This window comes from Pediococcus damnosus, assembly GCF_001437255.1.
Taxonomy (GTDB): Bacteria; Bacillota; Bacilli; order Lactobacillales; family Lactobacillaceae; genus Pediococcus; species Pediococcus damnosus.
In genome coordinates, this window is the sequence record NZ_JQBD01000150.1 from 1 (window position 1) to 1,943 (window position 1,943).

General features: G+C 41.0%; 1 protein-coding gene and 1 other annotated feature. The gene reads right to left on the reverse strand.

Features of this window, described 5'->3' with window-relative positions; all coding sequences use genetic code 11:
- Positions 1 to 338 precede the first annotated feature (338 nt).
- A complete protein-coding gene (gene tyrS / locus IV84_RS10320; RefSeq protein WP_046872053.1) occupies positions 339 to 1,592 on the reverse strand; it encodes a tyrosine--tRNA ligase in 1,254 nt (417 codons plus the stop codon).
- A 66-nt stretch (positions 1,593 to 1,658) separates the two neighbouring features.
- Positions 1,659 to 1,862: a binding site (T-box leader), on the reverse strand.
- Between the last annotated feature and the right edge of the window lie 81 nt (positions 1,863 to 1,943).

A 1,943-nucleotide genomic window follows, 5' to 3' on the forward strand; every position in this document is an offset into this window, starting at 1 on the left:
ACGTTGGGTCCTTTACTATGAATATTTCAGGATAAAGATAATCTTTACTAACAGCTAGTCATTTTTCTGAGCCTTAGGACAGCTCGGTAAAACAAGAGGCTGATCATAAGCACGACTCCCGCGGGATTGCGATCCTACGCTGCGTCCATTCAATGGAATGCTTTTCGTACCGAAAAGCTCTTATGTTCCGTACGCTGTCGCTTCCACCTGCACTTTTCCGCTGAGCCTCCGGACAGCTCGGCAAGTCAAAAGGCAGAAAATAAGCACGCTTTCCGCGGGATTGCGATCCCGCATACAGCGTGCTTATTTTCTGTCTTTTAGCGACTTGCCTCGCTCACTTATTTAATTCTAGCCAAAAAGTACTTTTTCTTTCCTCGACGCACAATCACAAACTTGCCATCAAAATGCGCACTCGGATCAATTTCTGCTTCCACATCCTGGATCTTTTCACCATTAATACGAATTGCTCCATTTTTTACATCTTCACGAGCTTGTCGTCTTGACGCTTCAATCTTTGTGTCATCCACTAACCACAAGATAATATTTTTCTTCTCAGCACTAACCTCGACAGAAGGCATATTCTTGAATCCTTGTTCAATTTCTTCAGCCGTTAGCTCTTGCACTTCGCCAGAAAACAACGCCTTAGTAATGTGCTGAGCTTCCACTACCGCTTGTTCGCCATGCACAAATTTGGTCACTTCTTCTGCTAATCGGCGTTGGGCTTCCCGTTTTTCTGGGTGGGTTTGCACTTTTTCTGCTAACTCATCAATTTCAGCCTCATCCAAAAACGTAAAGTACTTCAAGTATTTCACAACATCCCGATCATCTTGATTAATCCAGAATTGGTAGAATTCATAAGGTGACGTCTTTTTGGGATCCAGCCAAACAGCACCACCAGCAGTTTTACCAAACTTTGTCCCGTCAGCCTTCAACATTAACGGAATTGTCAGTGCAAACACATCTGTGTCAGAGCCTTCGACTTTATGAATTAAGTCAATTCCAGAAGTGATGTTTCCCCATTGATCAGCACCACCAATTTGGAGCTGAACATCTTCATGGCGATATAAATGAAGGAAATCAATCGACTGTAAAATCTGGTATGTGAATTCAGTAAAAGAAATGCCGACTTCCAAACGACTTGAGACAACTTCCTTATTCAACATGGTATTAATGTTAAATAGCTTTCCGTAATCGCGCAGAAAATCCAACAAAGTTAGTTTTGAGAGCCAATCGTAATTGTTTACAATGGTAAAGTTTTCCGTTCCAAATAACTTAATCATCTGAGCAGACAACGCGTTTTCATTATGTTTAACTTGATCCATCGTCTGTAAAACTCGTTCTGAGTTTTTACCAGAAGGATCCCCAATCGCACCGGTTCCGCCACCGATAACAATCACAGGATGATGGCCCTGCAACTGGAATCGTTTCAGCATCATAAATGGAATCAAATGACCAATATGTAAACTATCACCCGTTGGATCTACCCCACAGTACAAGCCAATTTGTTTCTTATCTGTTAACTTCCGTAAGCCCTCTTCGTCAGTCGTTTGGTTCACGGCGCCCCGCCATTTTAATTCATCAATAATGTTCATAATCATACCTCCTGATATTTTTATATTTTTAATAAGATAAAAAAAGTCCCTAAAGTCAATAAAGACTCTAGGGACGAAATTCTCCGCGTTACCACCCAAGTTATTACATTTAACTGTAACCACTCAACATCGATAACGAGATGAATCGCTAATTCTTGAATTTAGAAGCTTGATAACTGTAATTCACAACCACCACATTCTGGTTCGCAATTCCACCAGATCTCTGAAATGTTGGGTAATCTGCTACTTCGGCTACCGCATTGCCTTTGATATTATTTTCATAATAAGAGAGTTACATTCGGAAGTCAAGCTAAATCTTAAAAAGTATGTGTCAAGTTTTCCTAGGTGCCT

Coding starts and splice junctions, on each gene's coding strand:
- tyrS (WP_046872053.1), bottom strand. CDS start 1,592: ATGAACATTATTGATGAATTAAAATGGCGGGGCGCCGTGAACCAAACG.